Source organism: Exiguobacterium sp. OS-77, assembly GCF_000414195.2.
Taxonomy (GTDB): domain Bacteria; phylum Bacillota; class Bacilli; order Exiguobacteriales; family Exiguobacteriaceae; genus Exiguobacterium_A; species Exiguobacterium_A indicum.
In genome coordinates this window covers 427,601-442,155 of the sequence record NZ_DF239008.1, presented here as the reverse complement: position 1 = coordinate 442,155, position 14,555 = coordinate 427,601, and the positions used below count along the sequence as shown (strand labels likewise).

The window sequence follows — 14,555 nt, the reverse complement described above, 5'->3', positions numbered from 1 at the left end:
TCAGAAGTATGAGCTTTTATTGCGCTTAGTAATCAAGTGTCATCGTATAGTCAGATCGTTTTTGGTAATTCGTCGTCTTATGTTCTGTCACGTCACGTGTCACATCGATGATTCGCCAAGCTCCCTCGATATAGACTTCGTTCCAAGCATGATAACCCTTGATGCCTTTCGCAGTACCCATGGCAAGGCGCGTCGGGATACCTTGACTCCGTAACAATCCGGCTGTCAAAGAAGCGAAATCATAACAGATTCCGCGTTTCTTACGTAACGTGTCTGAGTTATCAGGTAGGTAGCGAGCGGGTAATGTCTTTAGTTTTTTAGCGTCATACTTGATGAGTTGACGGACATATCGGCTTGTAGCAAGGGTTTGTTGAGAAATCGAATAGGATGGACGCGATAAGGACGTCGCAAGACGAGAAACCTGATCGTTGATGATGATATTTTGAATGTCATGGAGATACGGTGACGTTTCTTTTTCCAGTTGCACACTGAAAACTTCACGTGCTGTTCGTTTATAGCGCTTTCCATCTGTCGAGTGGAAGGTGGAGAGCGTATATGTTCCATTACCAAAGAGGAGATTAAAATGATTACTGCCTTTGAACAAATCGTAATGTCTGACTTGAAGACCGTTTCTGATTTCAAGCTTCAGATAGCCCGTCTCGTTTTTTGAAACCGTGACATCGACTTTTCCTGTCGTTGTCTCCACTTTCATGCGAGGAGCTGCCATGATTGATGTTTCACATACGACCAATTGAAGACACAATAAAAACAAGATACCGAAAAAGACTTTTTTCATGAGATACACTCCTTTGGGAACTGGCTGCCATGTGAAAGGCCCTATAGTTTTGCGTCACTAGCTTTCGCTGAGCTTTGCCATTATCAGTGAGGTCATACAGGATAAAAGTAACATATTAAAAGAAAAATTTTCAATTCTACTTTAAAATTAGGTAAATACTGCTTTTTATTACTTCACTCTATAATTACCCCGTTTTACGAAGAACTACCTCACTCACAAGATTAATCTGATTAATATGTTATACTAAATAATGTAAAATTAGTGACTATGCCAAATCTTTAAGGAGTGAACGTATGTCGAATCGAAAAAAAGACTATCTGATTTCTTTATTGATCGTCATCTTCGCATCCATCGTCATCTTTACACTCGATTTACCAAAAGGGACTAGCTTTGCCGCAATTCTGATTGTCGTGATTCTATCCGTTTTCTTGTACGAATTTCGTATACTCATTCAAAATAAAAAATAAGATAAAGCATAAAAATTAATTTGCTTCTGCATAGTATAGATGTGAGTAATAGCAAACGACCTAAGTGCTTTGTAAAAAGTAACTTAGGTCGTTTGCTATTTTTTATTTAATTCAAAGTAACATTCTAATCAATGTATTTTTAGTTTCTCATTTTTTCTTGTCGTGTAAAATACGCTCGATATTCTGAATAATTTCTTTTGACTTCAGAATGTTCGTTGACTGACCCGATGACAGTTGATATAACAATTGATACGGAGTTTCCTGGTAATCTGTTGGATTAAGTCCTTCTTTTGAGAATACAGCAATTGAATACACTCCTGGTGAAAGGTCTGTTGATAACCCTTGCAATGAGTTTCCTTCATAATTAAACGGTTGACTGTACTGAATCGGCTCACCTTCCACATCGTAGAGACCGATGTAAAAATATTCGGCTAATCGACTTCCGTAATCTCCTGCTATGAAAAACTTCATTTGTTTATCAATACGAAAGCTAAACACATCCACATCCTCGTCATCAAATGTCGTACCCGAAATCGAACCTTGTGCATATGGAATGATATCTGCTTGATCGAACGTATCATTTAATTCCTGTTCGTCTAATTCTCCTTCCCCTTGAACAACTGGTATCTCAACAAGTTGCTGTTGGATATCCGAAATCGTTTGACGCTTTCGCAATACGGTATCTAATTGTTCGTAAGGAATAGCATAGTTCATACTATCCGAATCATTAAGCTTCATCTTAACGATACCAATGACTCTACCATATTCATCAACAAGAGGTCCTCCTGAGTTTCCAGGATTTATACTTGCATTGAATTGAATATAAGGGAATCCTCCTATGTATACTCTACGATTACTAAGAATGCCTTGAGTGATTGTATTACGAACACCTTGTGGACTCCCGAGAGCATAGATAACAGAACCCGTACTTCCTGCTTTTGATGTACGCAAGGAAGCGATATTCACCATTTGCGGGACATCCAGTATAGCTAAATCTAATTGTTCATTCACTGCTTTGACGTATTTTGCCTCATAGATCATTCCGTTCGGAAAATGAATACGTGCTCTCTCATTATCCGTTCCTGAAACGACATGGTGATTCGTTACGACTTCTCCTTGTTTTGTGACGAAGCCACTCCCTAATGAAGTAACGTCACCGTTCCTATCTATCATTTCAATATATGCAACAGACGGATTAACGGATTTAAAAGCTGCCTGTGCGTCAAGTTTTTTCCAGTTTACCGTCACCGCAACGATTTGTTTTCGTTTCGTTTTTTGCTCATATACCGTAATCGTCGCCTTGCCCGCTCCAATCGCTTTTACCTTTCCTTTTGAAACGGTTACCACGTTACGATCCGATGTCTTCCAGCTATAGCTCGGTTTAGAAATTCCTTTTGTTTTCACTTGTATCGTTTTTGTTTGTCCCGTGACGAGTGTCATTTTTTCAGGAGACACAATTAAGCTCGCAGCTGATACCGAGTCTGCTGTATAAAAGAAAAACAACAAGATCAACAGACTACTTACGCCTATCCATTTCTTCATCCTCCATACTCCCCTTCCTTAATTCATTCCTTACTTCATGATATCAACTCTCGAAGCACGATTTTCGGAGTACTCTTTTCATGATGGAAATCTATTTTTAGTTTTTTGATTGCATCCCATTAAAATAATTTCCGCGCATCACATAATTAGGAAAAGCCACCCTGTATTCAAGGTGGCTAATCAAATTACCGCGGTTGTGTATCTGTTATTTTATCCGTCCAATACGTAAACGTCTTATCATCTTTTTTCGTCTGTCCTCTCGTAAATCCTTCCGCGTCGACGATGATGTTTTTGTTTCCTTCTACGTAATCCTCAGAGACAATCTGTCCTACTTCCTCGAGTCGACCACTCTTGAAGATCAAGTGAGCGGGTAAGTCAGAATCCGTTCCACTGCCTAATGCGACATTGATACCGTACCAATCATTTCCAGATGTATTGACGTTATTTGCTGTTACACGCGATCGATTGACGATGATACCAGCATTGTCATTATCGCGACTTGTCACGTTCGTAAGCGTCACGTCTTGGGATCGATAAATGTTGATGCCGCTCCCGATTGATTTTTCGATGATCATGTCTTTTACTTGAACTGCTTCTTTCACATTGACGATTGATAGAAGATGTTTCGCCGAATTCGTTTGTGACTTGAAATAGTCTGTCCGTCCTAACTGTGCATGATTCTCGCCTTGAAGCGTGATCGCTTTATCCAACACGAGCTGTTCATGTAAGAGATGTTGACCATTGACGATGACCGTGTCCCCAGCTTGTGCGGCATTCACCGCTTGGTGTAACGTCAGAAATTGTCGGGTAGTGCTTTTGTTTTCAAGATAGAATCCTGGAAGTCGCTTTGCGTCACTCTTCGTCCAGTACGACGATGCCCCTTCCACTTTATGCTCCGTATAATCCCCTGTCACTGAAACATTTCGTGTGTCAGAAGGGCTCGCAACGATCGCATATTCTTCTGCCAGATCCCCGCTCTCTAATTTAAAGATGGATGATTCTTTCACTCCCTTGCCTGGAGCTACACCCACCCCGTACCATTTGTTTCCCGATGTATGGAATGGCTGACCCTTGACCGTCGAACCGTTGACGATCAAACCAGCTGCTTCATTTTCCCGACTCGTGACATTTTTAAGGCTGACGTTTGAAGAACGATAGACGTTAATCCCGTTTCGAGCCGACTTCACGACGTCCAGATTCTCAAGTAGGACGGCTCCATTTCCTGCGTCGATCGTGATCAAGTTCTCGCTGTTGACGTCCGTCGTCTTTAAGAATGTTTCAGACGGCGTAATTTGTGCTCGACCATCGAAAGATCGGATGTTCAGCGCCTTATTGATCAAAACTTGCGTCATGACTTTCGCATCTCCATTGAGCCAGACCGTATCGCCCGCTCCTGCTTTTAAAACAGCTTCATTCAACGTTTGATGACTCACCAACTGACGTTCTGATCCTGCAATGGATTGTACATAGACACCTTTCGGCAGCTCATTCCAGTACGCTACTCCCTTTTCGCCTTGCACGCGGTAGTAATCGTTTCCGTTCTCACCGAGATCGATTTCAACCTTATCTTGGATTAGACCTTTATCCGCATAAACTGCCAATTTTTCTAATAGTTTCCCTCGATTTAAAATGAACTTCGCCGGTGTCGTGACACCTGTTCCTTGATCGACGTTGACACCGTACCAGAGATTCCCCTCCGTTTCGAGTCCGTTTGCTGTAACGATTGATCCGTTGACGACTAGCCCTGCTGCTGTGTTGTTTAAGAGCTTGACTTGCTCGAGCGTCACGTCTTTTGATTGATACGCCTGGATACCAGAGCGAAGTGACTTCTCAATCGTCAGATTCTGAATCGAGACAGGTTCTGTGACGTTTTCGATGGAGATCAGGTTCTTCGATGGATTGTAGTCCTTATCGTCCGCTTTTACGATCTTGAAATTCGCTGCTGGCATCAAGAGACCGTTCCGTTCTCCTTTCAGGGTGGTCGCTTTGTTGATGACCAGTTGTTCCTTTAGTGCTATCATGCCGTTAATCAGAATCGTCTCACCTGCTTTAGCGGCACTCACAGCTGCTTGTGGCGTCGGGTATTGTTTCGTCTCTTTTGAACTAACGACATAAACACCATTGCGTCTGTCCTGAGAAGTCGACCAGTATTTCTTTGTCGTTCCTTCGATCGCATGTTCTGTGAACGATGTTGGAACATTGACGCGTACTTGCTGATTGGCAACATCTGAGACAACCTCGTATTCTTCTTCCAGCACACCGGATTTCAGTGTAAAGTCCGAGACCTCATTCACATTTACACCTGAATCGACATTGACACCATACCAAGCATTTTTTGACGTATGCAACCCTGCTGCCGTCACCTTCGATCCGTTGACGATCAGTCCTGCTGCCGCGTTCTCAACACTCTTGATCTCCTGTAATGTTACGTCCGACGAACGATACGCTTGTACGCCTGTCGCATACGATTTTCGGAACGTCAGACCATTCAATTGGACTGGTGTTTTCACTTCATTGATCGACACAAGGTTATCAAGCGGGCGACTACCGGTCTTCTTGAACGCAGCAGACGGCTCCATGATAGCTCCTGATCCATTGATCGTAATGCCTTTTGTGATCGTCAGTTGTTCTGCCAAGGCGTACGTACCGTCGTTCAAATCAAGTTGTGTACCTTCTGGTAGATTCGCAAGTAATGGTGTCAGTTCCGCCGCACTGCGGTTCGATACCGTTACCTTTAGATTGTCTGCCTCAATATTTGCTCCACTGGTATTCATTACAGGAAAATACTTATCTCCTTCAACTGATGCTTTTGCATAATTCACATTGATATCCTGTAATCGAAGCGTTAAGCTCGAGCTTGCTCCAGTTGTCGTGATTCTCCCCTTGTCAATTTCTGTATTCTCGATCGTCGCTGTCGTCGTTTTTCCCCCAGTACTGAAGTAAATGCTGCCAGCAAAATTCTGATCAGCTTCATTTGTCTCGGCCAATGTATTCGGCATAATGTGAGAATCACGTAACGTAAAGTCCGCACCAAGCACTTCGATTACTTTATTAACATCAACTTTCGACATAATCGTCATATTCTCAAGTGTGACGCCATCCGCGATGACTGTAATCAGATTCTGAGTCGCCCAGTTGCCGTTCTCACTGAATTCATCCCCATAGAGACGTGTGTTTTTTTCCCCTACGATTCGAAGATCCTTTTGAACAATCGGGAAGTAGTATCCAGTCTGATTACCATGAGTGATATTTTTATTTGGTTTCAGAGCATAGTCTCCACTTTGAATGAACCAAAGTTTGCCCTGTGCCGCTTGTTCCGTTTCATTTTGTTCAGCGATGGCATCGGCTAACTCTTTGCTTGATCCAATAACTTTATCTGCGTGATAAAGTCGCGTCAAATCACTATCCTGATGTACTGTGTGACCCGCGACATTCAACGGTGTCTCCCATGTCAACGTGTTCGAGAATGCGAGTCCGGATTTGCACTCTTCGATGTTCCAAGTAGCGTCTTTGACGTCCACTGTCCCCCCACCTAGAATCGTGAGTTCACCGTCATCCGTACGTATGTTTCCCGTCAGTGTCAATGTGATACCCTCTGGTACATAAAACGTTTTCGCGGTCGTCATCTTGCGCCCGTCAATCGTCACATCTTCCGTGATCTCGAATCGCGTATTACTTGCGCTATCTAGGTAATTATTGAGGAGTTTCGTAAAGCTCGGCGGTGTAACGACACCTCCACCGCCAGTACCACCACTTGGAGGTGTGACAGGTGGCGTAACAGGAGGTGGCGCTGGCGGATCGACCGGAGGTTTTGTCGGTGGAATGACGCGTGTCTCTTCGACCTTCACCTCATCAACGACCGTTGTTCCTGTGTCGATTGTTCCTTTGTTCGTTGCCGTTTCTTCAATCTTCGTTATATGCGGCAGCGCGATACTTGTTGCCGAAGAAGAGTCGAGCGTGACGGTTTCGACCGGTGCCGTTCCTTTAATCGAGAGCGTCGCTCCTGTCGTCTGAACTTGCATCGCATTCGTTGGCGTGTTCAGCGTCAACTCTTTCATAGCACCAGCGAGCGTCAGTGTGCCGATCCCTTTTCCACCACCGACTTGGAGTGAAGCATTCGCAATCAATTTCTCAATCATGATGTTTTGACCTAACGTCAATGCCGTCTCGTCGAGCGTTTGTAGTTGTATCACAGGGGCATCGAGTAACACCGTTCCGCCTTTAATATCCACACGATTCACAGGCTTCGTACCTGTATACTGAGCTGACTTTTCGAGAGTGAGAGTCTCTACTGTAACCTGTTTTCCGAACAGCAGCTGCGACTGGTCTCCGACCGCTGTCACTTGCTTGACGTCACCAGATACATTCATGTGAATGGTAGCATTGCTTCGCTTCGTCACCAGTTGATCGATGTTTGTTGTTCCGGTAACGCTTAACTGTTTGGACTCGGAATCGAGCGTCCCGATCGATCCGTTGAGTGTTAACTGACTGACATCCGCCTGTGTGTTGATTCGAGAGATTTTTTGTCCCTTCAGGATGTGTAACGTACCGTTCGCTCGGACGTTGACTGTGTTCACGCGAGATTGATTACCAAAGAGGACGTTAGTATTTTTTCGATTCAACTCAACGGATTGAAACGTACTTTGATCGAGTTCCAGCTTCGGTTTCGTGATCGCCTGTTTCGTCACCTTGTTCGTCTTGCTGCCGTGAAGCAGACGCGTCGATTGAACGCCGGTCATTTTTACGAGCGTCTTAGCTCGATCCGATACATTCACTTCGACCGCCTTGATGTTACGAACCGTTACGTAATCCGCGTTGATGATTAGATTTCCTGTCAGCGTCGTTTGAAGTCCTTCCAACACAAGATTGCGTTCCAGTTTCTTGTTTGATTTGGATGGTTTTCCGGAAGTGTTCAATTCAATCGTATGTAGTCGTAACACACGTCCTTTTGTGTCGTAGGTAAACGCCAGGCGTGCTTGTTTTAATATATGTTTATTCTTTTGGAAGAATGTCGCTTGTGCTTTTGAGAGCTGATAGGTCTTCTTCCCGATTTGTAAGGACTGTTGGTCAATCCGCGTCAGTGAGCTAAGCTTCAGCATCTTACCCGCTGTTTTTTGTTTGACCGATTGATGCGTCGCTGCCTGTACCGATAGTACGGGAGTCGGAATGATGGAAAATAGCGTGGCCGCCAATGCGACCTGTGTCATGGACCGATGGAATGATGATGGCATTTCGTTTCCTCCTGATGATAGGTATTCCTACCCATAGTGATGATGCTATGAATAGAATAGGAGAACAAAATGCCTTTGTATATACATTTAAGGTTAATATTTTACATATTATCCCTTTATAAACTTTTTATTTCTAGGTTGATAAAAAAATCAAATTGTTCATTTCCACCATTTCGAAATTTTATTGCATTTAGAAGGCGAACTCATTAAAACTGAATAATTTCTTTTGAAAATAAAATAGCAGGTGACGTATGCACGCGCCACCTGCTTCATGTTTTGAATTCGAGAATCCGAAAATCTCATGGTAAAGTCGTTCGCTTCCCTTTTTCTGAGGATTGCTTACTCACTGTGATGAACCGCGCAATATCTTTTTTGTCAAAATAGACGTCTACGGAGAGATCGTTTAATCGATAGTGATCGACACGTTGGATAGTATATTTCGCGAATGTCTGATTAGACTTTGAAAACTGATACGAAATGGAAGGAGCGTACGTTTTTGAGGTCACTGGTTTACCAAAGACGACCTGAATCTCCTTTTTTGAAATCGAGCGCTGTTCGAGTGCTGGGAGCATCGTCAGCAACTCAATCCGATTCGGCTGATGTTCTAAGGGACGTGGATATCGTGAAGCAAGGATACTGCCTTTCCATTTGCCGTTCATATTCACCTTCTCTTTTGGAATGATCATCTTTCCCTTCGTTCCTCTAAGTTTCGAATAGGCCGAGGACAGGACCGGTAAGCCTTCAAACGATTGGTGATCGAGCAGTGATTGGCGGTGACGCTCTAACCACGGTATATCTTTTAGCGACGACAGCTTCGGTGGTGAGACCTTACCAGTGACAGTCGCCATGAACCCCTCATAGGTCGCAGATAAGGTATAGTCTCCTTCTGCTTCACCGTGCAGTTTGCCTGATTGAATGAAGGCTGCTTCTGGATGATCCGTCTCCCAGGTGACACCTGCTTTGACGAGAGAAGTCTTTCCGTCAGCTCGCGTGACTTCAAGTGCTAACGTTTCTGAATCCCCTCGATCTATGCGTTGACGGGCTTTCGGTATCTGAATCGCAATCGGTCGTGTCGATAATGCTTTTCCACTGTAGATGTTCGTCTGGTTAGATCCTTCGACGATGATGGAACGTGCTTTGTTACTGAGTTCAACACCTGATTGATAGGAATAATCTTGATTGTGGTCGAGCGAGGTATGAATACGCCGTCCCGTCTCTCGTTCAAATAACGAGAAGGGACGATCACTTCCGGACGAGGTGACCGCAATGAAAGTTCCTGATTCATCAATCGCAATGTCACTGTAGGAAACGTCACTTCCCATCACAAACTGCTCATTCGTCTGTGTCTTTTCGAGACCGTGATTCAAATCATAGACGTCAGGCTGTGGTACTCCCTGTTCTCCGATGACGAGAAGTCCCTCGTCATTCATGTCAAATGCCTCGATCCCATCTTCTTCTCTCGCATGGATGACGCCTGTATACGTCAAGTCAGCAGTGTAGAGATATACAGCAGACGAATAGACGACAGCAACATGATCGCGTGCGGTTAACAATTGACCGTATGGACTAGTTCCACGACTACTAATGAGTTGCTCCGTATCTAAATCATACGAAAGAAGTTGACAGTGCCCACTATTCTTCGTTAGTAATACGACCGTATGCGTATTCGGAATGAACTGGACGTCAACGAACTTGGTAATCTTGTCTTCCTTGTCGACAATCTCTGACACTTCTTGAACCTTTGTTCCAAAAGCATTGTAGACATGAAGCACTCCCTGTTTTATTACGACACGTCGTGTTTGATCGTCCGAGACATCGAACCCTTCAATTGATGATTCTCTACCAGCGAGCGACTGAATGCGTTCTCCACTTTGAAGGTCAATCAGACTAAGTTGTTGATAGGAAGACCACTCCCAAACGCGTTCTTGTCCTTTGACGATTTGAAACTGTCCCGATAACCCGAATGATCCGGTTAACGGTAGAGTGACTTCTGCTGCGACAGGTAATACCCCTCCAAAAGATATGATTCCCCCAAGTAAAGCCATCATTATTTTTCTCATGCCTATCATCCTTTTTCGTCTAACTTTCATTCATAGTTTAACGTATTCAAGGATAATAAAATTCCATTTTTTAAAACAAAAGAAAATATTTACAATCACTTAAAATGATTTTGTCGATAAAGCGCTTTCCTTTTATTTGTTAATTGGAATGCATTAAAAATGTATATATTAAGAGAGTGGAGACAAGTACGTAATCATTTTCGACTCATTTTTTCTAACCATTCTACTTTGACATGACATACAATAATGGTAATAACATGAAATATTTTAAGGGAGTTGAATCGCATGATTGTTTTATTCAACAATGTAAAATCACCTCGCATGATTCTACCAAAAGAACGATTACATCATTACATCGAATATGCTAAGCATTTAGGACAACAGGTGGCCAGTTGCACGATCGAAGATATTGATTTTGATACTCAAGTCATTCAAGCAGAAGTATATGATGGGGAGTGGCATCGCCAATCGATTCCGTTTCCGTCTTTACTCTTAAATGAGAACTGTGTTGTTCCTTCACAATCAGCGCATCCCGAAGAAGATCTACGTCTTCAGCAAGTCATTCCTCATTTCTTTCACCTAATTGATGATAAGTATGTGCTTCAACAAAAACTAGAAGACGCGGGATCGTGGGGAACGTTATTCATTCCAACCGAACGATTAACAGGATTCGATCGATTTCTAACACAGCTAAAGAAACACAATGTCATCGTCTTAAAACCAACTAATGCTTCTAAAGGAACAGGAATATATAAAATTACCAAAGCGGCAGGTGTCGGCTATTCTGTAACCATTCAAGATCAGCGTCATGTATATACATATCAACAACTGCAAACGTGGATCCTCTCGTTAGTCGAACAAGGCAACTACATCCTGCAGCCATTCGTAATATCACGCACGGCAAGCGGCGAAACTTTCCATCTACGCACGCACTTAGTTCGAGACTCCTCTGGTCAATGGACGATGCTCGCTTCCATTGCGGACGTTGCAAAAAAAGGACGGTTCATCACGAACTTAAGTGGCTATAAGACAGAACGAGCTGATGCGTTTCTTCAATCGTCACATCATGAAGGTGCCTTCATGCATCGCGCACTCGTTGAACAAAGTCTTTTACTAGCGAAGGCCATCGACGCTTTATATCCCTTCACCTTACCCGAGCTCGCTCTTGATTTTGCATTAGACGAAACATGTGCCCTTCGATTTTTTGAAGCCAACACAGGACCTGAAATCATTGCATATAAGGAAGAACGCGAACAACGTCGGGCAGAAGCCTTGATTCCTTTTGCTGATGCTGTATCGCAAGCGATTGCAGGCGTTCCTATCGAGCAACGATTTGGTCGCTATTTTAAAGTTGGACAATGAACTTTCAATTAAAATTAATGGACCTGAATCCTCTAAATTAGATTCAGGTCTTAAGCCACTTCTTTTTTTACATAAGTCATTACTTTAGTTTCATTTGGTGAGGGACTCATCTCAGAGAATCTTTAAATCATAGCTACACAACCTAAAAAGATTTCTATACAAAACCGAGATAATAACTAACTTTACACAGTTTGATACCTTCATTCATTTCTTTGATACCTTGATTCAATTCAGAGTTTAACAATATCCGATGACCTATTTCTCCAGCTAGAACATCGAATACTCTGAAATCTCATTGTAAAAAGTTACAGGTGCTCAACCTATCTTTTACATACAACACTTCACTACAATTTATAGTAGATATCGAAAGGTTGTATAAACTATCTATAAAAAGTACAAATTTGAACTGCCCTATAAAAGTTGGAGATGGAAATCCAACTTTTATAGGGCAGTTTTTAGATCAAGTTCAAATCAAATACTTTGTTTTCACTTCGTTTTACAGTCTTTTATATCGGACGTTTTTTCTGATCGAAGAACAAATTCAAATCTGTCTTGTCCGTATCAGCAGCCAAGGCATTCTGAATAAGTCCGTTTAAGACCTGCATTTTTGATTTTTCGAAGAACGGTACTTGGATTTCGTAAGGCGTACCTGACTTTTCGATTCGTAACGTCGTTTGAACGCTACTCAATACGATGCAAACACCAAAAGCGAACACAATTAAACCAGTCAAAAACGAACTAGCAATCGCTGAAAATCCAAAAAACGCCACAAACAATCCAACAATCATCGGTTTAAAACGATACTTAGTCGATAACATCGAACCCGAAATGTTTTTTAATGGAATGCTTTGCTGATCGCGACCAGCAGGAATAATTCCGAGGATTGTGTTCGTCAAGTTCGTCTTGACGAAACGAGAATCGACTTCAATCTCACCTTTCAACCAAAAGAAGATGAGACTGATGGAAAATACAACTTTGTTCATGATTTTCTTACTCCATTTCTTTATTGAACTTTTATTTGAAAAAACAATGATTTCATATAATCAGAATACCATTTCCATTTTTTTCTTTCTTCAATAATTTTATTAATATAGCAAATTGTTTTATCACAATCCAATTTCCCTTTTGTTTAGAAGCGATAGACTTGTGTACTGCACACTGAGTACTATTGAACCAAATCACCAGAAACAATTTTTCTATCTCGTGCTCTAATCTACGATAAGTCACTTTGTCTTTTTTCTCGAGATAAATGAAGGTAATATCAACATGCTTCTGTGTCAATCGTGTCGCGAACGTATGACGAAAGAGGTGTGGATAGAGATGACGACCAACATTGGTATCGAGTGCTCTCAGAACATCCGATAGACCACCTCGCGTCAATCGCTCCCCTCGTTGACTCAAGAAGAGATACGGACTCTCTACCGCCTGACGATGTTTCGTTCTCTCTTCCTCCACATACTGACGTATACAACGTAGCGTATCTTCGCGTAATGGGACTTCACGGACCTTATCTCCCTTCCCATGGACTTCGATACTTCGTCCTATCCAGTCAATCTGCCACAAGCGTAGCTCGACTAGCTCACTTGCTCGAAGTCCTGCATACAATAAGAGATGAATCAGTGACTGGTTCCGATAAGACAGGGACGGTAGGACTTGTTGGACCCGACGAAATTTTTCCTCCGTCAATACATCGACCTGATGACTTCCCTGTGCCACCTTGATCCGGTCACTCCAGTAAATCCATCGTCGATCTAGCTTGCCTTGTGCTATCAGAAAGTCATTGTAGGCAGTCATCGCATTGAGGAACTTATTGATCGTCGCTGCCTTCCTACCTTGATCGAGAAGCCATTGTTTGTGCGACAGGATATCCTCTCGTGAAGAAAACGTTCCTCGTCCACTGAACTTCTCGACTTCTGCGACATAGCTAGCAATCGTACTCGGTTGGCGTCCTTGTTCATAGAGGAATCGTCGGAAGGATTCGCGTTCCCCGTTTACCATTCCCGCTATCATGGGTCCATCCCCTCTCGATTATTTTTGGGGTTTCGGGGGATGAGAATACAAAAATCCCCGAAACCCCGTTTTTTTACGCGGAGATACATCTCCATATCTGGTGAAAACAGAATCGGGGAACGGGACATCTCCCCACCGTTCTACTGGACGTCTCCTCGAAACTCCCAGCAGTTCTACTTTTGTCTTCTGCTCTTTTGCTGAATAGCTATCGAAACCATTGGTATACAACACTTTCTTTCCTTTCCACACTCCCAGCAGTCTTAATGAACAGTCAGGAGTCACAGACAAGAATACTTCTACAATCTGCTACGTCTAGTCCCAAAACAGGACAAATAAAAAAGACCTTCTCACTCGAAAAGCTCTACGACTCGTTCTAGATATTCTACGTAAGACTGGATGACCAGCCGGTCATCTTCGTCCATGATGTTCTTGATACTTCGTTGGACGCGCGATCGATCGACATGAATGACGTCTTGTACGACATCCTCTAAGACTTGCTCGATGACATACTCTTCTATCAATAATTCTCCTTCGTAACAGTCCAGCGTCTCATCATATTGACGATAATAATCCTTTCCTCCAAGCACTACCCGATGATATTTCCGCATTCTAATCTCCTCCTTTGGTATTCTCCACGGCATCGCATCTGTTACATACACTTGGTGTCGTCCTTCCTAGTCAATCCTTATCATGACTTCGTTTGGTCATATAGTTCGTAAGCAATCGTTCTTCCGTCACATAGCCATACCTCATAGACCAACCGATACGTGATCGGATCATAGCCCATTCCAGCTATCCATTCCTTTCCGCCTTCCTCGACATACACGAATGTATCAAACTGTATAGGATCAGGAAGTGACGAAAGATGTTCCGACGGAACTATAGACGGATCAATTTCTGAATGCTCGAGCAAATAGGATTCCATTCCTACTTCATCAACAGCCATACTCTTACCAAACAGCTGCTTGATACGAACGACGAATCCGATTCTTTTATCCAAAGTAACCTCTCCTTTCTCCAAATAAATAAAAAAGAGCATTCACTCCCGGATTGGAATGAATGCTCTTTGTAAATTCATACAAGATAA

Annotated in this window: 10 protein-coding genes and 1 riboswitch; of the genes, 2 read left to right on the top strand and 8 right to left on the bottom strand. The window is 42.9% G+C overall.

All coding sequences use genetic code 11. From position 1 onward, the window contains the following. Positions 1–25: 25 nt before the first annotated feature. Positions 26–796 (bottom strand): transglutaminase family protein, encoded by a 771-nt coding sequence (locus EXG77_RS02210; RefSeq protein WP_035395919.1) that lies wholly within the window; start codon positions 794–796, stop codon positions 26–28. 12 nt (positions 797–808) lie between these two features. Beyond that, positions 809–885, bottom strand: a riboswitch (cyclic di-GMP riboswitch). Positions 886–1,089: 204 nt separating this feature from the next. On the opposite strand from EXG77_RS02210, the gene EXG77_RS16280 reads away from it, so the two are divergent. Continuing rightward, positions 1,090–1,263 (top strand): hypothetical protein, encoded by a 174-nt coding sequence (locus EXG77_RS16280; RefSeq protein ID WP_158581847.1) that lies wholly within the window; start codon positions 1,090–1,092, stop codon positions 1,261–1,263. A 147-nt stretch (positions 1,264–1,410) separates the two neighbouring features. Here the strand turns inward: EXG77_RS16280 and EXG77_RS02205 are convergent, their stop codons facing one another. The 3 genes from EXG77_RS02205 to EXG77_RS02195 form a co-directional block, all read right to left on the bottom strand. Beyond that, positions 1,411–2,805, bottom strand: coding sequence for a trypsin-like peptidase domain-containing protein (locus tag EXG77_RS02205; protein ID WP_035395916.1), 1,395 nt, complete (start codon positions 2,803–2,805; stop codon positions 1,411–1,413). Between the two features lie 185 nt (positions 2,806–2,990). Next, positions 2,991–8,036: a hypothetical protein gene (locus EXG77_RS02200; RefSeq protein WP_035395914.1), complete on the bottom strand. Its 5,046-nt coding sequence runs from the start codon at positions 8,034–8,036 to the stop codon at positions 2,991–2,993. A gap of 299 nt (positions 8,037–8,335) precedes the next feature. Next, a complete protein-coding gene (locus EXG77_RS02195; protein WP_145981722.1) occupies positions 8,336–10,096 on the bottom strand; it encodes a hypothetical protein in 1,761 nt (586 codons plus the stop codon). Positions 10,097–10,381: 285 nt separating this feature from the next. Here EXG77_RS02195 and EXG77_RS02190 point away from each other — a divergent pair, with 285 nt between their 5' ends. Further along, positions 10,382–11,458 carry a YheC/YheD family protein gene (locus tag EXG77_RS02190; RefSeq protein ID WP_035395908.1) on the top strand — a complete coding sequence of 359 codons (1,077 nt, stop codon included), beginning with the start codon at positions 10,382–10,384 and terminating at the stop codon, positions 11,456–11,458. Between the two features lie 506 nt (positions 11,459–11,964). Here the strand turns inward: EXG77_RS02190 and EXG77_RS02185 are convergent. From EXG77_RS02185 to EXG77_RS02170, 4 genes are all read right to left on the bottom strand, one after another. Next, the gene (locus EXG77_RS02185; protein ID WP_035395905.1) at positions 11,965–12,441 is read right to left on the bottom strand and encodes a hypothetical protein; all 477 of its coding nucleotides are present in this window, start codon (positions 12,439–12,441) and stop codon (positions 11,965–11,967) included. Positions 12,442–12,493: 52 nt separating this feature from the next. Further along, positions 12,494–13,468, bottom strand: a complete 975-nt coding sequence (locus tag EXG77_RS02180; protein WP_052017081.1) for a tyrosine-type recombinase/integrase — start codon at positions 13,466–13,468, stop codon at positions 12,494–12,496. Positions 13,469–13,815: 347 nt separating this feature from the next. Beyond that, positions 13,816–14,076, bottom strand: a complete 261-nt coding sequence (locus EXG77_RS02175; RefSeq protein ID WP_035395902.1) for a hypothetical protein — start codon at positions 14,074–14,076, stop codon at positions 13,816–13,818. A gap of 80 nt (positions 14,077–14,156) precedes the next feature. Then, a complete protein-coding gene (locus EXG77_RS02170; RefSeq protein ID WP_035395900.1) occupies positions 14,157–14,468 on the bottom strand; it encodes a hypothetical protein in 312 nt (103 codons plus the stop codon). Between the last annotated feature and the right edge of the window lie 87 nt (positions 14,469–14,555).

What these genes read in the sequence shown, in the direction of transcription:
- EXG77_RS02210 (WP_035395919.1), bottom strand. Translation starts at nt 796, where the DNA reads ATGAAAAAAGTCTTTTTCGGTATCTTGTTTTTATTGTGTCTTCAATTG.
- EXG77_RS16280 (WP_158581847.1), top strand. Translation starts at nt 1,090, where the DNA reads ATGTCGAATCGAAAAAAAGACTATCTGATTTCTTTATTGATCGTCATC.
- EXG77_RS02205 (WP_035395916.1), bottom strand. Translation starts at nt 2,805, where the DNA reads ATGAAGAAATGGATAGGCGTAAGTAGTCTGTTGATCTTGTTGTTTTTC.
- EXG77_RS02200 (WP_035395914.1), bottom strand. Translation starts at nt 8,036, where the DNA reads ATGCCATCATCATTCCATCGGTCCATGACACAGGTCGCATTGGCGGCC.
- EXG77_RS02195 (WP_145981722.1), bottom strand. Translation starts at nt 10,096, where the DNA reads ATGAGAAAAATAATGATGGCTTTACTTGGGGGAATCATATCTTTTGGA.
- EXG77_RS02190 (WP_035395908.1), top strand. Translation starts at nt 10,382, where the DNA reads ATGATTGTTTTATTCAACAATGTAAAATCACCTCGCATGATTCTACCA.
- EXG77_RS02185 (WP_035395905.1), bottom strand. Translation starts at nt 12,441, where the DNA reads ATGAACAAAGTTGTATTTTCCATCAGTCTCATCTTCTTTTGGTTGAAA.
- EXG77_RS02180 (WP_052017081.1), bottom strand. Translation starts at nt 13,468, where the DNA reads ATGATAGCGGGAATGGTAAACGGGGAACGCGAATCCTTCCGACGATTC.
- EXG77_RS02175 (WP_035395902.1), bottom strand. Translation starts at nt 14,076, where the DNA reads ATGCGGAAATATCATCGGGTAGTGCTTGGAGGAAAGGATTATTATCGT.